The following is an 18,959-nucleotide window of genomic DNA, read 5'->3' as shown; positions in this document are numbered from 1 at the left end:
CCTGCCCCGGCCTGCCGATCGGGCAAAGCGCCCCCCAAGTACCCACGTTCACCTGCGGGTTCACCCGTCGCCGCGTCCAGCCTCCTGGTACAGGGCCGTGACGGAGCCGACCGCGCGCAGCAGTTCGGCGCGGGCCTCGGGCGGGTCGAGGATCTCCACCTGGTCGGAGAAGCCCAGGAGTTGACGCACGGCGCGCAGCGCCGGGTAGGACAGCCGGACCGTGACCCAGTCCCCCTCCCCGTCGTCCTCGGGGAGTTCGGTCAGCAGGGCCCCCGCCATCCGCCGGAACATGTCGAGACGCTCGCGGCGCACCCGCACCGTGACGTCGATCGCGCCCTCGGGCCGCTCCTCCACCTGGCGGCGCAGCACCTCCCAGACGTCGGCGAGTTCGACGCCGGTCCGGCGCCGGACCGGCTCGTCGAGCAGCCGCGCCGAGCGCACCCGGTCGGCGCGGAACAGGCGCGGGGCCGCCCGCCGGTCGGCGACCAGGTACCAGACCCCGGCCTTGGCGACCAGACCGTACGGGTCCACGGTGTACGTCCGGGGCTCGCGCTGCCCGCTGTGCCGGTAGCTCACCCGCAGCCGTCGGTCGGCGAAGACCGCGTCCTGGAGCACCTGGAGGTCGACGGACCGCCCGGGGCCACTGCGCCAGCGGGTGGCGTCGACCAGGATGCGGCGGCTGGTGACCTCGGCGGCGGGCCGGTGCGGCGCGGGCAGGGCCGCCATCACCTTGCGCAGGGCCGAGCCGAGCGCCGCGTCGAGACCGAGCGCGGCATGGGCGCCCTGGGCGGCCAGGATGAACAGGGCGCGGGACTCGTCGGCGGTCAGACCGGTGACGTCCGTGCGGAAGCCGGCGAGGAGTTCGATGCCGCCGTGCCGGCCGCGCTCGGCGTACACGGGCACGCCGGAGGCGGACAGCGCCTCGATGTCCCGGTAGATGGTGCGCACCGACACCTCGAGCCGGTCGGCGAGTTGGTGCGCGGGGACCCGGCCCCGGGTCTGCAGCAGGAGCAGGATCGACAGCAGCCGGTCGGACTTCACGGCCCCAGGATCGCGTCGTTCACGACCTCGCGCAAATGTTGACGGAATCTGTCAGGTTTTCGGCGCATGCTCCTCTCCGTACCCACCAGAGGAGAGGCACACGATGACCACCACCGGTTTCACCGACCCGCGTCCCGTCTACACCCGCGCCACCGAGCAGGCCGCCGCGCTCATCAGGACGGTGCGCCCCGAGCAGCTCGACGGCCCGACGCCCTGTACCGAGTTCGACGTGCGGGCGCTGCTGAGCCACGTCGTCGGCGGCACCCGGCGGATCGCCGTGGTCGGCGAGGGCGGTGACGGGCTCGCGGTGGAGCCGGTCGCCGAGGGCGTCGAGGACGACGGCTGGGCGGCCGCCTACGACGAGGTGCGCGTCCGGGTCCTGAAGGCATGGGAGGCCGACGAGCGGATGACGGCCCCGGTGCGGGTGCCCTGGGGCGAGGTGCCGGGCCACGCGGCGCTGTCCGGGTACGTGATGGAGATCGTGACGCACACCTGGGACCTCGCCGAGGCCGTCGGGTACCCGTTCGAACTCGACCCGGAGCTGGCCGAGTTCGCGCTGGCCACGGCCCAGCGGGTACTGCCCGACTCCCGCCCCCGCGACGCGGAGACCCCGTTCGACACCCGCCGTGAGGCCCCCGCGGGGGCCGGGGTCCACGAGCGGCTCGCGGCCTGGATGGGGCGCGCTCCGCTCAGCCGAGCCTGACCCGGGCGAGCTGGCGGGACTGCGCGACCAGCCGGTCCTCGCTGTCCCAGACCTCGGCGTCCTCCTCCAGGAACCCGCCGGCCAGGTTGCGGGTGGTGATGGACACCCGCAGCGGGCCGGGGGCCGGGCGGTGGCGGACGTGGACGGTGAGTTCCACGGTGGGGACCCAGCCCTTGAGGCCGATCTCGAAGGCGGTGGGCGGCAGCGCGTCCACCGCCAGGAGCAGGGAAAGGGGGTCGGCGTCGCGGCCGTCGGCGAGGCCGAACCAGGCGCGCATCTCTCCCCTGCCCGAGGGCGCGCCGAGGGCCCAGCCGAGGGTTGCGGGGTCCAGCTTGAGCATCAGCCGGTCGGTGATGGCGGAACTGCCCGGCACCGGGGCGGGCGAGTCGTCCGGGCCGAAGCACTGCTCCAGCGGCGGGATGGCGGGCGGTGCCGCCGTCGTGCGGACGTCGTCGGGGAGGGCGGAGAGGTCGCCGTAGGAGGCGAGGACGCGGATGCGCTCGACCTCGTTGCCCTCGTCGTCGTACTGCAGGAGCGAGGCCTGGCCGGTGGAGAGGGTGCGGCCGGTGCGGACCGTCTCGGTGCGGACGACCGCGGGACCCGGCTGGGACGCGGTCAGGTAGTGCGCCGAGACGGTGAAGGGGTCCGGGTGCGGGAGGGTGTCCGCGAGGGCCCGGCCGAGAACGGCCAGCAGGTAGCCGCCGTTGACGGCGCTGATGATGGTCCAGCCGGCGGAGAGGTCGATGTCGTAGACCCCGGGCTCGCGCCGGGTGACCGCGGTGTCGCGGTCGAACTCGCTGTCGCCGATCACGGCTCGCCCGGTGGGCGCGGTGGCTGCTTCTGGCATGGATGAACGGTACAACAGGTAATTACTAAGCGGTAGCTTTTCCGTTCGGCGTCCGAACGGCGCGATCCGGCCACCCGGAACCGCCCGATCCGGCCTCCGGGTGAGATCCCGGCAATTTCTCGGTAAGTGTCCGGACACGTCCACAACCCACGCCTCGCTGTTCCCCTCTATGGGGACATGAGCCTCACCGGGACTCCGTTCCTCTACACGACGATCGTATTGTCGGTCGTCGCCCTGATACTGCCGCTCACGCTCTGGTCGCGGCTGCGCGGGCCCAGGCCGCTGCGCACCGCAGCCCGGGTCCTCATGCTGCTGTTCACCCAGGGCACGGCCGTCGCGCTGGTCTTCGTGCTGGTCAACAACCAGAACAACCTGTACGACAACTGGGCCGACCTCCTCGGCACCGGCAACCACGTCCAGCAGGCCGCCGACCTCGGCCGGGACGGCACCGGCGGTCTGGCGCTGAAGCGGTTGCCCAAGGTCAGGCAGGTCTTCAGGCCGGCCGACGGACCCGGCATGCGCACGGCCGGCGGCGTCCGCGTCACCCAGCTCAAGGGCCGGGTCTCCGGGGTGAACGCCGAGGTCTACGTCTGGCTGCCGCCCCAGTACGACGAGCCGGCCTACCGCGGCAAGAAGTTCCCGGTGGTGGAACTGCTGCCCGGCTACCCCGGCTCGGCGAAGGCATGGTTCGGGTCGCTGAAGGCGCACGAGCAGCTGCTGCCGATGATGCGGGACGGCCGGGTCGCGCCGTTCATCCTGGTGGCGCCGCGCACCAACCTGCTGGCCGGCGTGGACACCGGCTGCGCCAACATCCCCGGTCAGGTCAACGCCGACAGCTGGCTCAGCGTCGACGTGCCCAAGATGGTGACGGACAACTTCCGCGCACAGCCGGCCCCCCAGGGCTGGGCGGTGGCCGGGTACTCGGCCGGCGCGCACTGCGCGGTCAAGCTGGCCGTGGCACACCCGGACCGGTACCGGGCCGCGGTGAGCATGTCGGGGTACAACGACCCGATCGGCGAGCGCAACTCGCTGGCCTCGCAGAACCCCGCGCTGCGCGCCGAGAACAACCCCTACCTGCTGCTGCGCAAGGCGGCCGTGCCGCCCCGCATCGCGCTGTACGTGTCCGGCGAGTCGGGTGACGGCTACCAGGCGGGCATGGCGCTGGAGTCCGTCGCCAAGGCGCCGACGACCGTGCACGTGGTCTTCCTGCCGCGCAGCGCCGGCGGGCACACGATGGCGCTGTGGCGGCCGCAGGTGCCTGCGGTGTTCCGCTGGCTGACCCTCCAGATGGGTCAGAACCGCGTGGGCGGCGAGGACCGGTCCCTCACCTCGGCGACCGCCGGGGCTACTCCTCGGTCACCGTCGACCGCCGGTTCCAGGCGCGCGGCGCTCGCCAGTGGAACCTCATCGCCAGCAGGCGCAGGGCGGAAGCGGTGACGGCCGCGAGCCCGCTGGTGAGCGGGGTCAGGGCGTCGTAGCGGATGCACAGCGCCACCATGGTGGCGCCGACGATCGCCGGGACCGCGTACAGGTCGCGGTCCCAGCGCAGCAGCGAGGGCACCTCGTTGGCGAGCACGTCCCGGAGCACACCGCCGCCGACCGCGGTGGCCAGGCCCAGGGTCGCGGACGCGGTCAGGTTGAGGCCGTAGCTGTACGCCTTGGTCGTACCGCTGACGCAGAACAACCCGAGGCCGGCCGCGTCGAAGACCAGGACGCCGGTCTGGATCCGCTCCACGTGCGGGTGCAGGAAGAAGACCACGAGGGTGGCGATCAGGGGGGTGAGGAAGTACCCCAGGTCCGTGAAGGCGGCCGGGGGCACGGCCCCGATGACCACGTCCCGGAACAGCCCCCCGCCCAGCGCCGTGACCTCGGCGAGCACCGCTATGCCGAACACGTCGAAGTTCTTGCGGACGGCCAGCAGCGCACCGGAGATCGCGAACACGAAGATGCCGATGACGTCGAGCGTGTGCTGGACGGAGGGACTGAAGAGTTGCTGGAGCTGCACCCTGCCATTCTCACCCAACAGGGCGCGTGAACCTTACAAAGCCAGGCTCACAGGGTGGGTTTCCCTGTTGTGAAGAGCCAGGTGCGGAAGAGGTCGTCCAGTTTGCGGCCGCTGACCCGTTCGGCGAGGCGGACGAAGTCGGCCGTGTCCGCGTTGCCGTACCGGTGCAGCCGGGTCCATGCGGGCAGCAGCCGGAAGAACGTCTTGTCGCCGATCTTCTCCCGGAGCGCCTGGAGCGTCATCGCGCCGCGCTGGTAGACGGCGGAGGCGAACATCGTGTCGCGCTGCGGGTCGGCCACCTGGATCTGCCAGAAGGAGGAGTCGGCGGGGCGGGCGTCGTAGGCGGCGCGGAAGGTGTCGTGGGCCGAGCGGGTGCCCTGGTGCTCCGCCCACAGCCACTGGGCGTAGGTGGCGAAGCCCTCGTTGAGCCAGACGTCCTTCCACTGCTCCACGCTCACCGAGTCGCCGAACCACTGGTGGGCCAGTTCGTGGACGATGGTCGTCTCGTTGCGCACGGCCGAGTAGGCGGGCTTGCTCTGCACCTCGAGCGAGAAGCCGGCCTCGGGCATGTCGTCGACGATGGCCCCGGTCTCCTCGAAGGGGTAGGGGCCGAACACCCGCGACCAGTAGTCGGTGGCGGCGGCGGTGACGGCGTACACGTCGACGCTGTTGCTGTCCTTGAGCACGGGGTCGACGGCGACGTAGATCGGGGTGCCGCCCGGGGTGCGGCCGGTGCGTACGTCGAACTTCCCGATGGTGGCGGTCGCCAGGTAGGTGGCCATGGGCCGGCTCTCCCGCCAGTGCGTGTACGTCGAGCCGCCCCGGTCGTACGTCGACACCAGCCGGCCGTTGGAGACGCCGGTCAGGCCCCGGGGCGCCTTGATCCGGATGTCGTAGGTGGCCTTGTCGGAGGGGTGGTCGCTGGAGGGGAACCAGGTGGAGGCGGCGTTGGGCTCGCAGGCGACGAAGACGCCGTCGGCGGTCTTCATCCAGCCGTACTTGGAGCCGAAGACGATGGGGCCGCTGAGCGGCTCGGGGACACCGCCGTAGGTGACGGTGACGGTGAAGTCGCGGCCCTCGGCCAGGGTGCCGCGCGGGGTCACCGTGACCTCGTCGCCGTCGCGGGTGAACTTGGCGTGTCTGCCGTTGACCTCGATCGCCGTGATCCGGAGCTGCTGGAGGTCGAGGTCGAAGGAGGAGAGGTTCTGGGTGGCGCGCGCGGTGAGGGTCGCCCGGCCGTCGAGGCGGCCGGTGTCCGGGGCGTAGGCGATGTCCAGGGTGTAGTGGCGGGCGTCGAAGCCGCCGTTGCCGAGCCGGGGGAAATAGGGGTCACCTGTGCCGGGGGCGCCCGCGGTGGGGGCGGGTGCGGCGGCGATGACCAAGGAAGCGGCCGCCGCGGTGGCGACGGCCGCTGAACGTGCCGAACGGGAGAGTGCCATGAGTCGTCCCTTTCGAGCGTGTGCCGATCAGTGGTCGGACACGGACGACTCTGCACTCCCCCGTTCAGGCATGTGCATGACTTTGCCCAGTTGTCATGTGCTACTTGTCGGTTGACTCCTGGGAGTCGGCGGCCGGTTCGGACTTGCCGGTCGAGACCTTCGCACCGGGGCCGGTCTTCGGACCGGTCTCGGCCGCGGCCTCGGCGGCCGCCGACTCCTCGGCCACCGCCTCGTCCTCGGCACCGGTGTCCTCGGCGGCGGCCTCGTCCTCGCCGGCGGCCTCCTCCGAGGCAGCCGGCTCCTCCTCGGCAGTCTCCTCGGAGGCAGCCGGCTCGGCGGCCGGCTTCTCGACGGCGGTCTCCTCGGCGGCGGCCGACTCCACGTCGGCCGACTCCGCGGCGGCAGCCGTCTCGTCGGTGGCAGCCGGCGTCTCGGTGGTCGCCGGCGCCTCGGTGGTCGCCGGCGTCTCGGCAGCGGCCGCCTTCTCCGCCACCGGTTCCGGCTTCGCCGAGTCGTCGGAGACGACCGCGTCCGGGACCAGCTCCGACGCCTTCTTCGCCACCGACAGCAGGACGGTGTCCTGCGGCGCCTGGTCGGCGAAGTTCTCCGGGTGGTGGCAGGCGACCTGCTGACCGGTCCTCAGCTCCACGAGCTGCGGCTCGGTCGTCTTGCAGATCTCCGTCGCCTTCCAGCACCGGGTGTGGAAGCGGCAGCCGGACGGCGGGGCGATCGGCGAGGGCACGTCGCCGCGGAGCAGGATGCGCTCGCTCTTCTGGCCACGGCGCTTCGGGTCCGGCACCGGCACCGCCGACATCAGCGCCTTGGTGTACGGGTGCATCGGCGCCTCGTACAGCGAGGTGCGGTCGGCGATCTCGACGATCTTGCCGAGGTACATCACCGCGATACGGTCCGAGACGTGCCGCACCACGGAGAGGTCGTGGGCGATGATCACGTAGGTCAGGCCGAGTTCCTGCTGGAGGTCGTCCATGAGGTTCACGACCTGCGCCTGGATCGACACGTCGAGCGCGGACACCGGCTCGTCGGCCACCACCAGCTTCGGCTTCAGGGCGAGCGCGCGGGCGATGCCGATGCGCTGGCGCTGACCGCCGGAGAACTCGTGCGGGTAGCGGTTGTAGTGCTCGGGGCTCAGACCGACCAGTTCGAGGAGCCGCTGGACCTCCTTCTTCACCCCGCCCTCGGGCTCGACGCCCTGGAGCCGGAAGGGCGCCGAGACGATCGAGCCGATGGTGTGCCGGGGGTTCAGGGAGCCGTACGGGTCCTGGAAGATCATCTGGATGTCGCGGCGCAGCGGACGCATCTGCCCGGTCTTCAGCCGGGTGATGTCCTGGCCGTCGAAGGTGATCCGGCCGCCGGTCGGGTCCTGGAGCCGGGTGATGACCCGGCCCATGGTCGACTTGCCGCAGCCCGATTCGCCGACCACGCCCAGGGTCTCGCCGCGACGGACCTCGAAGTCGATGCCGTCGACGGCCTTCACCGCGCCGACCTGGCGCTGGAGAATGCCCTTCTTGATCGGGAAGTGCTTGGTCAGACCCTCGACCCGGAGCAGCACGTCGCGGTCCTCGGGAGCGGACGCCTGCTGCGGGATCACGGCCTGGGCCTCGTCCGTCTTCTTGGTCTCACTCACAGCTTCGGCGCAATCTCTTCGGTCCAGATCCGCTCACGGTCCTCGGCCGGGAGGTGGCAGGCGGACCAGTGCCCGGTGCCCACCGGTTCCAGCTCGGGGCGCACCGTGCGGGTGACGTTCCCCTTGGGGATGTCCGCGTACGGGCAGCGCGGGTGGAACGCGCAGCCCGAGGGGATGTTGATGAGGCTCGGCGGCTGGCCCTTGACCGGGATGAGCCGTTCGGAGGTCTCGCGGTCGATGCGCGGCATCGAGCCGAGCAGACCCCAGGTGTAAGGGTGCTGCGGCTTCTCGAAGACCTCGTTCGCCGGACCGCGCTCCACGCACCGACCGCCGTACATCACGAGGACGTCGTCGGCGATCTCGGCGACCACGCCGAGGTCATGGGTGATCATGATGACCGCGGAGCCGAACTCCTTCTGCAGGTCCCGGATCAGGTCGAGGATCTGCGCCTGGACGGTGACGTCGAGGGCGGTGGTCGGCTCGTCCGCGATGAGCAGCTCGGGGTTGTTCACCAGCGCCATGGCGATCATGGCGCGCTGGCGCATACCGCCGGAGAACTCGTGCGGGTAGCCGTCGACGCGCTTGGCCGGCTCGGGGATGCCGACCCGGTCGAGCATCTCGATGGCCCGCTTGCGGGCGACCTTCTTGCTGACCTTGTGGTGGACCCGGTACGCCTCGACGATCTGGTCGCCGACCTTGTAGTACGGGTGCATCGCGGACAGCGGGTCCTGGAAGATCATCGCCATCTCGCGGCCGCGGAGCTTGCGCACCTCGTCCGGGGCGGCGGAGACCAGTTCCTTGCCGTCCAGCCAGATCTCGCCGGTCATCCGCACGTTCTTGCCGCGGGTGCCGAGCCGGTGCAGGCCCATGATGGCCTGCGAGGTGACCGACTTGCCGGAGCCGGACTCGCCGACGACGGCGAGGGTCCGGCCCTTCTCCAGCGAGAAGCTGAGCCCGTCGACGGACTTGACCAGGCCGTCGTCGGTGGGGAAGTGCACCTTGAGGTCGCGGACCTCGAGGAAGGCCTCGGGTGCCGTGCCGGGGGAGGTGGGCTCCCCCACTGCGGCACCGGTCTTGGAGAGTTCGGTCACGAGAGCCTCACCCGCGGGTCGGCGGCGGCGTAGAGCACGTCCACCAGGAGATTTGCGAAGACGACGAAGAACGCGGCGAGCAGGGTCACGCCGAGGATCTTGGGCAGGTCGTTGTCGGTGATGCCCTGCACCGCGTACTGGCCGATGCCGGGCAGTGAGAACACCGACTCGGTGATCACGGCACCGCCGAGCAGCAGGCCGAGGTCCATGCCGAAGACCGTGATGATCGGGGTGAGCGCGGCGCGCAGGCCGTGCCGGGTGACGACGGTGCGCTCCCGCAGGCCCTTGGCGCGGGCCGTGCGGATGAAGTCCTCGTTCATCGTCTCCAGCATGCCCGAGCGGGTGAGCCGCGCGTAGATGGCGGAGTAGAGCAGGGCGAGCGAACACCACGCCGGGAAGAGGGTGTTGGCCCACTGCGAGGGGTTCTCGGTGAACGGGACGTACGTCTTGCCGAAGATCGGCCACTGATAGGTGAAGAGCAGGATCGCCAGGTTGCCCGTGAAGAACATGGGCAGCGACACGCCGGTGAGCGCGATGCCCATGAAGGTCCGGTCGAGGACCGAGCGCGGCTTCAGCGCCGAGATGACACCCGCCGCCACACCCGAGAGCAGCCACATCACGGCGGCACCGACGGCCAGCGAGAGGGTGATCGGAAGACGGGAGGTGAGCTCCGGCCACACTGCCTGGTGGTTCTTGAAGGAGTAACCGAAGCAGGGTGCGTCGCAGTGCACCGTGGTGGGGCCGAGGTCGTAGGTGGCGCCGGCCACGATCCCCTTGATGAAGTGCCAGTACTGGACGTAGACAGGCTGGTCCAGACCGAGGTTGTGCTTGACAGCGGCGATGTCCGCCTTCGACGGGCTCTTGCCGATGTACTGCTGCGCCAGCTGATCCGCTGTCTGGCCGGCAAGCCGTGGCAGCAGGAAGAAGATGGCGAAGGTGACCGCGGAGACGACCAGCAGCAGGATCACTGCCGCGAACGTCCGGCGGAGGATGTACGAGATCACGGGGACCGGCGCTGGTGCCCGCGGGCCGCGAAGCCCGCGGGCACCAATGCCTTCACCTGCCTTCCGGGGCTGCTACTTCGACGCGACGCCGATGTTGAGGTAGTCGTACTGACCGCTGAAGGCCGCCGTGGAAACCAGGTTGGTGTAGTTCTGCGGGCGGGCCAGCAGGACCTTGAAGTAGGTCAGCGGGACGAGGACGGCGTCGTCCATGGTCTTCTTGTCGATCTGGGTGTAGAGGCCGTTGCGCGCGCTGTCGTCCTGCGTGCCGATGGCCTTGCCCAGAAGGCTGTTGACGTCCTTGTTGTCGTACTGCGACAGGTTGGTGTTGCCGGACTGGCTGATCGCCTTGCCGTTCAGGATCTGCTGCAGGAAGCCGTAGCCGGAGGGCCAGTCGGCACCCCACTGCATCATGATCAGGCCGACGTTCTGCTTCTCGGTGAACTTCGGCACACCCGCGTAGTCGGTGAAGTACTTACCGGACGGGAACTGCTTCAGGCTGGCGTTGATGCCGACCTTCTTCAGCGAGTTGATGATCGCCGTGGCGGCGTCGATCTCCTGCGGACGGTCCGAACGGGCCGAGATGTTGGTGCTGATCGACGACTTGCCGCAGGCCTTGAGCTGCTCCTTGGCCTTGGCGGCGTCACCCTTGTTGCCGGAGGTGGCGTAGACGTCGGACTTGGCGTAGCCCGGGATGTCCGGAGGCAGGACCGTGGAGGCGATGTCGCCGCGGATCGGGCCGCCCTCGGCGGTCTGCACCGAGACCTTGTCGATCGCGTACTGCACGGCCTTGCGGCACTCGACCTTGTCGAACGGCTTCACCTTGGTGTTGATCGCCATGTAGACGAGACGGCCACCGAAGGTGTTGTCCGTGTTGGCCTTCTTCGAGGTGTCGGTGAGGACCTTGGCCTGCGTGGAGGCCTGGACACCGGCACCGGCCAGGTCGATCGCGTCGCCGGCCAGGACGTCCTGGTCGATGGTCTCCGGGTTGACCTTCAGCTTGACGACGATCTTGTTCGGCAGCTGCTTGCGCAGCGGGTCGGTCTTCGGGTCCCAGTTCTCGTTGCGCACGAGCACGGCCTGCTTGCCGTCCTCGTAGCTCTGGAACTTGTAGGAGCCCGACGACACGATGTGCTTGACGTAGTCGACGCCCTTGTCCTTGGACTGGGGCACCGGAGCCGTCTGCGGGGCGGCGACCAGGTAGTCGAACTCCTGGAACGCCTGGTTCAGGTGGAAGACGATCGTGGTGTCGTCCGGCGTCTCGATGGACGACAGGCCCTTGGCGCTCTTGTCCTTGTAGGGGCCCTTGTACTTGTCGCCCTTGGCCATGAACTGCTGGAAGTAGTTCGGGCCGAGGGAGAGCACGTCACGCGCGAAGTTGGAGCGCTCGACGGCGTACTTGACGTCCTTCGAGGTGATCGCGGTGCCGTCTTCGTACTTCAGGCCCGAACGCAGCTTGTACGTCCAGGTCTTGCCGCCCTCGCTCGGGACGCCCTTGCTCGCGGCGAGGTCCGGGACGAGGGTGTTGCCCTTCTCGCCGGCGCCGGGCTGGAACGTCATCAGCGGGCGGGCGTAGAGCCGGCTGAGGTTGTACATGTACGCGTAGTACGTGTTGCCGGGGTCGAAGGAGTCCGGCACGTCGGACAGCTCGTAGGTGAGCGTGCCGCCCTTCTTGTCGGAGGCGTTGACGACGCCCTTGGTCGCGGCGTTCGCGCCGGCCGACGAGGTGCCGTTGTCTCCCTTGTTGTCATCGGCCTTGCTGCAGCCTGCAACGAGCAGACTGGCGGAGCCGATGGCCGCGATCGCGGCCAGCGCAGACCTTCGCATGATGGGCGCTTTCCCCTCCATAGTCGGAAACTTTTTGGACTCTCGGCGGCAGGCGTCAGCGGCTGCGCGGGTCGAGAGCATCGCGGAGACCGTCACCGAGCAGGTTGAACGCGAGGACGGTCACGAAGATGGCGAGACCGGGCACGATCATGTACTCGGGGTCGACCTGGTAGTAGGTCACCGCTTCGCGGAGCATGCCGCCCCAGGACGCCTGCGGGGGCTGGATGCCGACGCCGAGGAAGCTCAGGGACGCCTCGAAGAGGATGTTGGTCGGGATGAGCAGCGTCGAGTAGACGATGATCGGGCCGACCAGGTTGGGCATCAGCTCCCGGAACAGGATGTACGGGCCCTTGGCACCCATGCCGCGGGAGGCGTCGACGAACTCGCGCTCACGCAGGGCGAGGGTCTGGCCGCGCACGATCCGGCCCAGGTAGGGCCAGTTGAAGAAGCCGATGACGAAGATGAGCACGCTCAGGTGGAGCGGCAGCCCGTTCAGGCCGAACGCGCCGCCCTGCAGGGTGGCGGAGATCGCGATGGCGAAGAGCAGGAGGGGGAAGGCGAGGAAGGTGTCCATCAGGCGGCTGATGACGTTGTCGACCCGGCCGCCGTAGTAGCCGGCGACGACACCCATGATCGCGCCGATCACGTTGGACAGGATCGTGGCGCCGAAGGCGACCACCAGCGACACCCAGGAGCCCTCCAGGACGCGGGTGGCGATGTCCCGGCCGAACTTCGGGTCCACGCCGAGCGGGTGGTCCGCGCTCATGCCACCCCAGCCGCCCTTGGGCAGCGAGGTGTCGGGCGTGATCAGGTCCTGATGGAAGGCGTTCGGGTCGAGACCGAACATGGCCTGGATCGGACGGGAGAGGACCGCCAGAAGAATGAGCAGGATCACGATCACACCACCGGCGACCGCGACCTTGTCCTTCTTGAACCGGGTCCACGCGATCTGTCCAAGGGAACGACCCTCGATCTGCCCCTTACCGGCGCCTTCGAGCACAGCTTCCGGCTGTGCCTCGGCCGCCGCTCCGGTGGTCTCGATCGGTGCGGTCACTGTGAACCCGACCCCTCTCGCCGGTGGTGACCGGCCTGCGCCTGCCGCGGTTTGCGGCTTTGTCGACTTGCTCGACCACGAGGTCTCCACCTGTGGCCTGAGTCGCGAGTCTTCAGCGTCGCCGCGATCACCCGCCAGAGCTGACGGGGAAAGTATGCGCAAACGTGATGCAGTCCAGGGGATTCCGTTATCCGATCAGCGGGTAACGGCCAGCGAACGCGGGGCACTTGGGGCACCGGGTGACTATCTCCGTGAAACGGGACGAACCGGCGCTGATCTACGCGCGAAGAAGTCCGCGGTTCACCGGAGACACCGCCCTACGTCCAAGGAACGGACTGCGCGGACCCGTCGGTCAGTAGCCCCCGTGGACCGGCGGATAGCCGTACCCGGCGGCCGGCCCCTGGGGCTGGGCCTGGAGCTGCGGCTGGGGCGCGGCCGCGTGCGCGTCGCGGTCGTAGAAGGGCCGGGCGTTGGCCCGCATCCACAGCACCACCGGGTCGTAGTCGTCGGTCATGGCGACCGTGGACACCGGCAGCCCCTCGGGCACCGCTCCGACGGACTGCTGCATCATCGCCCGCACCGAGTCGACCGTGGCCGGCGAGGTGTCGTACACGTCCAGGCCGATGGCGAGGTACGGGGCGCCGAGCGCGGGCTGCACCCAGGCGCGGCGCAACGCGCGCAGGGCGGGCGTGCGGTGGGCGTTCTGTGCGAGCAGCGCGTAGAACTGGGAGACCTCGATGCCCGGTTCCGACAGGCTGAGGGGCCCGGCGGGCTGGCGGTCAAGGCCGGTGGCGATCCGGCGCAGGTCCGGCCAGGGGACGCCGACACCGCCGCCCGGGGCGTGCGGGTTGAGCCAGAGGCCGTAGTGGTCCGGGTAGAGCGTGCGGGCGACGTCAAGTCCGTCGACCACCTCGTAGGAGCGGTTCCAGCCGCTCGCCGAGAGTTCCTGCGCGGAGGTCACGCAGGGGGCGTAGCTGAACCCGTCGACCTCCATGTTCCCGTACTGGGCGTCGGGGGACCCGCCCTGGCCGTGCCACAGGAGCATCCAGATCTGGCCGGAGGAGGGGGTGGCGAGGGCGCGCAGCAGTGCCTCGTAGGCGTCGTACCGCCCGGGGGTGACCTGGCGCAGCATGTGCTCGACGCTGCCGCTTGGGCTCGCGCTCACCTGTCCGTACCGCCCCTTCGGTTCTTGCCCTGTGTGTGGAGACAGCTTATGCGCCCAAGGGCTCGGGGCCCCGTGTTCGTGCGCGGGTGCGGGTCGCTCCCGGCCGGTCGCGCAGTTCCCCGCGCCCCCCGGTCGTCACGCCGGCTTTCAGTGGCCGTACTGGTAGAAGGGCCGGACGTCGGTCTTCAGCCAGTCGCCGACCGGGTCCTGGGCGACGTCCAGGAGGATCAGGTTGACCGGCCACTTGACCGGGACTTTGCCGAGGGCCCGGCCGAGGGCCTCCAGCGGCAGGGCGCGCAGGTCGCCCTCCCACTGGGAGAGTTCCACCCCGACGAACATGACCGGGTCGGCCGTCTCGACGGCCGCGAGGCAGCGGCGGGCGGTGACGACCACGCCGGTCGCGGCGAACTCGGCGGCGGCCGCGGCGAGGAAGTCGACCGGGTCGTCCTGCCAGTCGGGCTCGAAGAGGCGGACCCGGCCGCCGGTGCCGGGACCGTCCAGCGGGGTACGGCCCGCGCGGCACAGCTCGGCCACCGCCTCCGGCGGCAGCGGCACGCCCACCACGCCGCCGGGGTTCACCGCGATCCCGGCCTGCGGGGGCAGGCCGCGGGCGAACTCCACCGCGGGGGCGATGGTGTACGACATGTGGGAGCCGGCCGCCTGGTGGAGCTGCTCCTCGGAGCTGAAGACCGGGACGAACACCTGGCCGTCGATCTCCATCGTGGGCAGGTCGAGCGGACCGCTGTGCGGACCGCCGCCGTTGGGCAGCGGGATCCAGACGAAGCTGCGGCCCAGCACCTCGATGATCCGCCCGCCGGCCGTGGGTATGCCGAGGGAGGCCGAGAGCACCTCCTCCAGCTCGTTGCCGGGCCAACCGCCGTGCGGGTGGGGGTGCGCCTGTGCCGGGAAGTCCGCGGGAATGTCCGCCGGGAAGTCCATCTGCCTACCGCCTGCTGGGAACCGTGCCTGTGGAGCAGAAGGCTAGCGGGTGCCTGTGACAGGCCCCGGCCCGATCAGCCGGTGAAGTCGATGCGCTGCAGGGCGTCCACCGCGGCCCGGTCGAGCAGCACCGCCGAGCCGCAGCCCGCGGGCGGTTCGCCGCGTTCCACCGCGCGCAGCAGCCGTGCGGTCGTGCGCCGGTGCCGGCGGAAGGCGTACCGGGACACCGCGCGGCCGCGCTCGCGCTGCCCGTCCTCGGCCGTCCGGGCCGTCACGTCGAGCAGGACCAGGTGCAGGGTGCCGCCCCGGCGGCGGGCCTCCCGGGCGAGCCAGGCACGCACCCAGGACTGGGTGCCGCAGTCGTGCACCACGAGGCCCGTGCCGGTGCGCAGGGCGCGCCTCAGCCCCGTGTAGTGCGCGAGGCGGACCAAGGGGCGGTAAAGCGCGTAGGGCAGGAAGCGGGGCATCCGGGTGTCCCAGCGGTCCCGGGTGTCCTGGGAGTCGACGCGCGGCCCGGGGACCGCGCGGCGCATCAGGGTGGACTTGCCGCTGCCCGGCAGGCCGGTGACCACCACCACGTCACGCGGCCCGAAGAGCAGGGCGCGCGGGCCGTGGCCGGCGCGCTCGCGCAGGTCGCGCACGGCGGCGGCGGGGCGCCCCGCGCGGTGTTCGAGGGCCGGGGCGGAGGGCTGTCCCGGCACCGCGACGCCCGCGGTGGTGACGTAGGCCGTGGTCCTGTTCACCGTCATCGTCCTCCCCTGGGGCTCGACAGATCCCCTGCCCCGCGACGTTAAAGAGAAGGTAATGGTTCGGGCCCTGCGGTTCGGTACGCGTACTGCCACAGGTCGGTCACAGATGCGGGCCCTGACGGGCGGGGGCGTGGCGTGCAATGATGTGCCCGCCAACTGCATACCGGCCGTTTGAATCCGCGCGGGAGAGTTCCCAGCCTCGTTCGCTGGGACGCCGAAGGAGCAAGTCCCTCCCTTGAATCTCTCAGGCACCGTTACCGCGTGGGCGAGGCACATCTGAAAAGCGGGCCGCTGCGACAGTGGCTCCACCCAAGGTGCAAGCCGTGACCGACCCCTCGCGGGGATCATGGCGAACCTCTCAGGTTCCGATGACAGATGGGGAGGAACGACCTCGCCCTCCCCCGCGCTCGGCTGCGTTCGCGTGGGGGGACCCCATCCGCCCCGGGAGACGACCGACCGATGAGCAGTACCGAACTCCGTCACACCGCGCTGGACGCCCTCCACCGCTCGCTCGGTGCGACGATGACCGACTTCGCGGGCTGGGACATGCCCCTGCGCTACGGCTCGGAACGCGACGAGCACCTGGCCGTGCGCACCAAGGCGGGTCTCTTCGACCTCTCCCACATGGGCGAGATCACGGTGACCGGCGCCGGCGCCGCCGCCCTGCTGAACCACGCCCTCGTCGGCAACATCGCCTCCGTCGGCGTCGGGCGGGCCCGCTACACCATGATCTGCCAGGCCGACGGCGGCATCCTGGACGACCTGATCGTCTACCGGCTCGCCGAGACCGAGTACATGGTCGTGGCCAACGCCTCCAACGCCCAGGTGGTGCTGGACGCGCTGACCGAGCGCGCCGAGGGCTTCGACGCCGAGGTGCGCGACGACCGGGACGCCTACGCGCTGATCGCGGTCCAGGGCCCGGAGTCCCCCGGCATCCTGAAGTCGCTCACGGACGCCGACCTGGACGGCCTGAAGTACTACGCGGGCCTGCCGGGCACCGTCGCGGGCGTCCCCGCGCTGATCGCCCGTACCGGCTACACCGGCGAGGACGGCTTCGAGCTGTTCGTGAAGCCCGAGCACGCGGTCGAGCTGTGGCAGGCGCTGACCAAGGCCGGCGAGGGCGCCGGCCTGGTGCCGTGCGGCCTGTCCTGCCGGGACACGCTGCGCCTGGAGGCGGGCATGCCGCTGTACGGGCACGAGCTGACCACCGCGCTGACGCCGTTCGACGCCGGCCTCGGCCGGGTGGTGAAGTTCGAGAAGGAGGGCGACTTCGTGGGCCGCGAGGCGCTGGCCGAGGCCGCCGCCAGAGCCGAGCAGAACCCGCCGCGCGTCCTGGTCGGCCTGGTCGCCGAGGGCCGCCGTGTGCCGCGGGCCGGGTTCGCCGTCGTCGCGGGCGGCGAGGTGATCGGCGAGGTCACCTCCGGCGCCCCCTCCCCCACCCTGGGCAAGCCGATCGCCATCGCGTACGTCGACGCGGCGCACGCGGCGCCGGGCACCGAGGGCGTCGGCGTGGACATCCGCGGCAGCCACGAGCCCTTCGAGGTCGTGGCACTGCCGTTCTACAAGCGCCAGAAGTAGACACTGGGCGCGGTCCGTCACCACGGCGTGACCCTGCGCACACCGGCCTGCCCCCGGCAGGTCCAGCAGTCCCCCTTCATCAGCACTCCCGCGCGTACAGGAGAATTCAGGCCATGAGCAACCCCCAGCAGCTGCGCTACAGCAAGGAGCACGAGTGGCTGTCGGCCGCCGAGAACGGCGTCTCGACGGTCGGCATCACCGAGTTCGCGGCCAACGCGCTCGGCGATGTGGTCTACGCCCAGCTCCCCGAGGTCGGGTCCACCGTCGAGGCGGGCGAGACCTGCGGTGAGCTGGAGTCGACCAAGTCGGTCTCGGACCTGTACTCGCCGGTCAGCGGCGAGATCACCGAGATCAACGAGGACGTCGTCAACGACCCGTCGCTGGTGAACTCGGCCCCCTTCGAGGGCGGCTGGCTGTTCAAGGTGCGCGTCACGGACGAGCCGGCCGACCTGCTCTCCGCCGACGAGTACACCGCCCAGAACGCCGGCTGAGGAGTCGTAGCCGTATGACTGTCCTGAACACGTCCCTGCACGAGCTGGACCCGGAGATCGCCGCCGCGGTCGACGCCGAGCTGCACCGCCAGCAGTCGACCCTGGAGATGATCGCCTCCGAGAACTTCGCGCCGCTCGCGGTGATGGAGGCCCAGGGTTCGGTCCTGACCAACAAGTACGCCGAGGGCTACCCGGGCCGCCGCTACTACGGCGGCTGCGAGCACGTCGACGTCGCCGAGCAGATCGCCATCGACCGGGTCAAGGAGCTGTTCGGCGCCGAGTACGCCAACGTGCAGCCCCACTCCGGCGCCTCCGCCAACCAGGCGGCCCTGTTCGCGCTGGCCCGGCCCGGGGACACCATCCTCGGCCTCGACCTGGCGCACGGCGGCCACCTGACCCACGGCATGCGCCTGAACTTCTCCGGCAAGCAGTTCAACGTGGTCGCCTACCACGTGGACGAGGCCGGCCTGGTCGACATGGCCGAGGTCGAGCGGCTCGCCAAGGAGCACCGCCCGAAGGTGATCATCGCCGGCTGGTCGGCGTACCCCCGGCAGCTCGACTTCGCCGAGTTCCGCCGGATCGCCGACGAGGTCGAGGCGTTCCTGTGGGTCGACATGGCCCACTTCGCGGGCCTGGTCGCCGCCGGTCTGCACCCGAACCCGGTGGAGTACGCGGACGTGGTCACCTCCACGACGCACAAGACCCTGGGCGGTCCGCGCGGCGGCATCATCCTGGCCAAGAAGGACTTCGCCAAGAAGCTGAACTCCTCGGTCTTCCCGGGCTTCCAGGGCGGCCCCCTGGAGCACGTGATCGCGGCCAAGGCCGTCTCCTTCAAGGTCGCCGCCTCGGAGGACTTCAAGGAGCGCCAGCGCCGTACGGTGGAGGGTGCGCGCATCCTCGCCGAGCGGCTGACGGCGGCCGACGCGCGCGAGGCCGGGGTGAACGTCCTGTCCGGCGGCACCGACGTGCACCTGATCCTGGTGGACCTGCGCGAGTCCGAGCTGGACGGCCAGCAGGCCGAGGACCGGCTGCACGAGGTCGGTATCACGGTCAACCGCAACGCGGTCCCGAACGACCCGCGCCCCCCGATGGTCACCTCGGGTCTGCGGATCGGCACGCCCGCCCTGGCCACCCGCGGCTTCTCGGCGGAGGACTTCGCCGAGGTCGCGGACGTGATCGCCGAGACGCTGAAGGCGCCGTCCCCCTTCGGGGCCGCCGAGGCCGCGGCCCTCAAGGCGCGCGTCAAGGCGCTCGCCGACAAGCACCCGCTGTACCCGGGTCTGAACAAGTAGGTCCGTAACGCCCGGTACCCCGCACACTGGAAAGGGAAGGTGTGCGGGGTACCGGGTGGGTGCCCACCCCCGCACACCTTCCCTGTCCAGTG

Annotated in this window: 17 protein-coding genes and 2 riboswitches; of the genes, 5 read left to right on the top strand and 12 right to left on the bottom strand. The window is 70.5% G+C overall.

Annotation, left to right across the window (positions count from 1 at the left end; all coding sequences use genetic code 11):
• Positions 1 to 60 precede the first annotated feature (60 nt).
• A complete protein-coding gene (locus tag V7E45_RS06015) occupies positions 61 to 1,041 on the bottom strand; it encodes a helix-turn-helix transcriptional regulator (RefSeq protein WP_333773021.1) in 981 nt (326 codons plus the stop codon).
• A gap of 103 nt (positions 1,042 to 1,144) precedes the next feature.
• On the opposite strand from V7E45_RS06015, the gene V7E45_RS06010 reads away from it, so the two are divergent.
• On the top strand, positions 1,145 to 1,744 hold the full coding sequence (locus V7E45_RS06010) for a TIGR03086 family metal-binding protein (protein ID WP_333773020.1): 600 nt from the start codon (positions 1,145 to 1,147) through the stop codon (positions 1,742 to 1,744).
• On the opposite strand, the gene V7E45_RS06005 is transcribed toward V7E45_RS06010, so the two are convergent.
• Entirely contained in the window at positions 1,731 to 2,591 is an 861-nt protein-coding gene (locus V7E45_RS06005; protein WP_333773019.1) for a thioesterase family protein, read from the bottom strand. The genes V7E45_RS06010 and V7E45_RS06005 overlap by 14 nt on opposite strands.
• Before the next feature lie 177 nt (positions 2,592 to 2,768).
• Here V7E45_RS06005 and V7E45_RS06000 point away from each other — a divergent pair, with 177 nt between their 5' ends.
• Positions 2,769 to 4,028, top strand: a complete 1,260-nt coding sequence (locus V7E45_RS06000) for an alpha/beta hydrolase (RefSeq protein WP_333773018.1) — start codon at positions 2,769 to 2,771, stop codon at positions 4,026 to 4,028.
• Here V7E45_RS06000 and V7E45_RS05995 read toward each other — a convergent pair.
• The 10 genes from V7E45_RS05995 to V7E45_RS05950 all read right to left on the bottom strand — a co-directional run bounded on the left by V7E45_RS05995 (position 3,937) and on the right by V7E45_RS05950 (position 15,506).
• Positions 3,937 to 4,596, bottom strand: a complete 660-nt coding sequence (locus V7E45_RS05995; RefSeq protein ID WP_333773017.1) for a trimeric intracellular cation channel family protein — start codon at positions 4,594 to 4,596, stop codon at positions 3,937 to 3,939. The genes V7E45_RS06000 and V7E45_RS05995 overlap by 92 nt on opposite strands.
• Positions 4,597 to 4,643: 47 nt before the next feature.
• Positions 4,644 to 6,035, bottom strand: a complete 1,392-nt coding sequence (locus V7E45_RS05990) for a M1 family metallopeptidase (RefSeq protein WP_333773016.1) — start codon at positions 6,033 to 6,035, stop codon at positions 4,644 to 4,646.
• Positions 6,036 to 6,135: 100 nt separating this feature from the next.
• Positions 6,136 to 7,680, bottom strand: a complete 1,545-nt coding sequence (locus V7E45_RS05985; RefSeq protein WP_333773015.1) for an ABC transporter ATP-binding protein — start codon at positions 7,678 to 7,680, stop codon at positions 6,136 to 6,138.
• Positions 7,677 to 8,771, bottom strand: a complete 1,095-nt coding sequence (locus tag V7E45_RS05980; RefSeq protein WP_333773014.1) for an ABC transporter ATP-binding protein — start codon at positions 8,769 to 8,771, stop codon at positions 7,677 to 7,679. Before V7E45_RS05980 ends, V7E45_RS05985 begins: the two co-directional genes overlap by 4 nt.
• The gene (locus tag V7E45_RS05975; protein WP_333773013.1) at positions 8,768 to 9,775 is read right to left on the bottom strand and encodes an ABC transporter permease; all 1,008 of its coding nucleotides are present in this window, start codon (positions 9,773 to 9,775) and stop codon (positions 8,768 to 8,770) included. Before V7E45_RS05975 ends, V7E45_RS05980 begins: the two co-directional genes overlap by 4 nt.
• A 72-nt stretch (positions 9,776 to 9,847) precedes the next feature.
• Positions 9,848 to 11,599 (bottom strand): ABC transporter substrate-binding protein, encoded by a 1,752-nt coding sequence (locus V7E45_RS05970; protein WP_443055948.1) that lies wholly within the window; start codon positions 11,597 to 11,599, stop codon positions 9,848 to 9,850.
• Positions 11,600 to 11,654: 55 nt separating this feature from the next.
• Entirely contained in the window at positions 11,655 to 12,653 is a 999-nt protein-coding gene (locus V7E45_RS05965) for an ABC transporter permease (RefSeq protein WP_333773011.1), read from the bottom strand.
• 352 nt (positions 12,654 to 13,005) lie between these two features.
• A complete protein-coding gene (locus V7E45_RS05960) occupies positions 13,006 to 13,785 on the bottom strand; it encodes an enhanced serine sensitivity protein SseB C-terminal domain-containing protein (protein ID WP_443055950.1) in 780 nt (259 codons plus the stop codon).
• 180 nt (positions 13,786 to 13,965) lie between these two features.
• Entirely contained in the window at positions 13,966 to 14,757 is a 792-nt protein-coding gene (locus V7E45_RS05955) for an enhanced serine sensitivity protein SseB (RefSeq protein WP_333773009.1), read from the bottom strand.
• A gap of 74 nt (positions 14,758 to 14,831) precedes the next feature.
• Positions 14,832 to 15,506, bottom strand: a complete 675-nt coding sequence (locus V7E45_RS05950; RefSeq protein WP_333773008.1) for an AAA family ATPase — start codon at positions 15,504 to 15,506, stop codon at positions 14,832 to 14,834.
• A gap of 172 nt (positions 15,507 to 15,678) precedes the next feature.
• Positions 15,679 to 15,776: riboswitch (glycine riboswitch) on the top strand.
• Positions 15,777 to 15,891: riboswitch (glycine riboswitch) on the top strand.
• A 74-nt stretch (positions 15,892 to 15,965) separates the two neighbouring features.
• Between V7E45_RS05950 and gcvT the strand changes: the two genes are divergently transcribed.
• The 3 genes from gcvT to glyA all read left to right on the top strand — a co-directional run bounded on the left by gcvT (position 15,966) and on the right by glyA (position 18,867).
• Positions 15,966 to 17,084 (top strand): glycine cleavage system aminomethyltransferase GcvT, encoded by a 1,119-nt coding sequence (gene gcvT, locus V7E45_RS05945; protein WP_333773007.1) that lies wholly within the window; start codon positions 15,966 to 15,968, stop codon positions 17,082 to 17,084.
• Positions 17,085 to 17,197: 113 nt separating this feature from the next.
• Complete coding sequence (gene gcvH, locus V7E45_RS05940) at positions 17,198 to 17,575, top strand: glycine cleavage system protein GcvH (RefSeq protein WP_020942360.1); 378 nt, start codon at positions 17,198 to 17,200, stop codon at positions 17,573 to 17,575.
• 14 nt (positions 17,576 to 17,589) lie between these two features.
• Entirely contained in the window at positions 17,590 to 18,867 is a 1,278-nt protein-coding gene (gene glyA, locus V7E45_RS05935; protein ID WP_333773006.1) for a serine hydroxymethyltransferase, read from the top strand.
• The last annotated feature ends 92 nt before the right edge of the window (positions 18,868 to 18,959 follow it).

Origin of the sequence: Streptomyces sp. IBSBF 3136 (assembly GCF_036815105.1) — a bacterium.
In the GTDB taxonomy this organism is placed as follows: domain Bacteria; phylum Actinomycetota; class Actinomycetes; order Streptomycetales; family Streptomycetaceae; genus Streptomyces.
This window is presented reverse-complemented; position numbering and strand designations above follow the sequence as displayed.